The 1,109-nt window shown below is 68.0% G+C and carries 2 protein-coding genes and 1 pseudogene; 1 reads left to right on the top strand and 2 read right to left on the bottom strand.

The annotated features are described in order from the left end of the window. Nucleotides 1–125 (bottom strand): annotated as a pseudogene (locus H8A95_RS44320) (helix-turn-helix domain-containing protein); the annotation flags it as partial. Between the two features lie 92 nt (nt 126–217). Here H8A95_RS44320 and H8A95_RS43175 point away from each other — a divergent pair. Further along, complete coding sequence (locus H8A95_RS43175) at nt 218–466, top strand: hypothetical protein (RefSeq protein WP_229188471.1); 249 nt, start codon at nt 218–220, stop codon at nt 464–466. Between the two features lie 5 nt (nt 467–471). Here the strand turns inward: H8A95_RS43175 and H8A95_RS43170 are convergent. Then, nucleotides 472–1,109, bottom strand: a 638-nt coding sequence (locus tag H8A95_RS43170) for an adenylate/guanylate cyclase domain-containing protein (RefSeq protein ID WP_229188470.1), incomplete at its 5' end; no start/stop codon positions are given.

The raw sequence follows: 1,109 nt of genomic DNA, 5'->3' as shown, positions 1-1,109 counted from the left end.
CGAGCCATGGCGATGCCGCGCAGCGCCAGCGCCGGCGCATCGTCGCGCAGCGCCACCCGTTTCAGTGCGCCGAGGGGATCACCCGCCGCGAGCGCGCGCGCCGCAGCTGTAATCAGCGAGTCCATTCGAATCCCGACACACTTGTCACTCTCGCCCTCCGAGGCCCGGTCCTAATCTAGCACATGACGACATGGATCATCTCCAGCGAGATCAAATGATGACCGGTATTGAAACACGCGAGGCCTGGTTGAGGGCGAGGTTCGGCGGACGCGGCCATGTCATAGCGCGCCTGCTGTCGCTGGCGGCGGCGCCGACCTTCGCCGTGATGACGCTGGTGGCCGCGATGGCACCGGTCGACATGATCTGCGGCGCCATGCAGGGACCGTTCTCATTGCAGGGGATGGTCCCGATGTATGCGCTGATGAGCGCGTTCCATCTGGCGCCGTGGTTGCGCCTGTTCCGATGACCGGCTCACGCCTCCGGCAGGGTGAAGACCGCGCATGGCCGTACGATGCCGCGCAGCTCATGGGTGCCGAGTGCGACCAGCGGCATCTCGGTTTCGGCGGCAAGCGCATCCGAGACCAGCACGGTCTGCTCCAGCGGCTTGCACAGGCCTTCCAGACGGCTGACCAGATTGACCGCAGCGCCGATCGCGGTGAAGTCGAGGCGGTCGGCGGCGCCGATATTGCCCCAATGCACTTCGCCGAGATGCAGCGCCGCACCGAACGACAATGGTGGCAGGCCGCGGCTGCGCCGTTCCGCATCGAGATGCGCCATGCCGACGCGCGCCGCCGCCACCGCGCGCAATGCGGCCTCGCATGCGCTGCGCGCGCTGGTCGTGACCGGAAAGATCGCGAGGATGCCGTCGCCGATGAATTTCAGCACCTCGCCGCCGAAGGCATGGATCGCGCCGGCGATGCGGTCGAACCAGGCGTCGAGTGCCGCGATCACCTCGGCGGGCGGATGACTTTCGGAGAGCGCAGTGAAGCCGCGCAGATCGGCAAACAGCAGTGCCGCGCGAATGGTCTCACCGGTGTTGCGCCGCAGCGGCGATGCCAGGACGCGCGCCGCGCTGCGCCGGCCGAGATAGGCCTCCAGCGCCGCCGTCA

This window comes from Bradyrhizobium oropedii (assembly GCF_020889685.1).
Classification (GTDB): Bacteria; Pseudomonadota; Alphaproteobacteria; order Rhizobiales; family Xanthobacteraceae; genus Bradyrhizobium; species Bradyrhizobium oropedii.
Note: the sequence above shows the minus strand (reverse complement) of the source record. Positions and strands in the feature narration are given on the sequence as shown.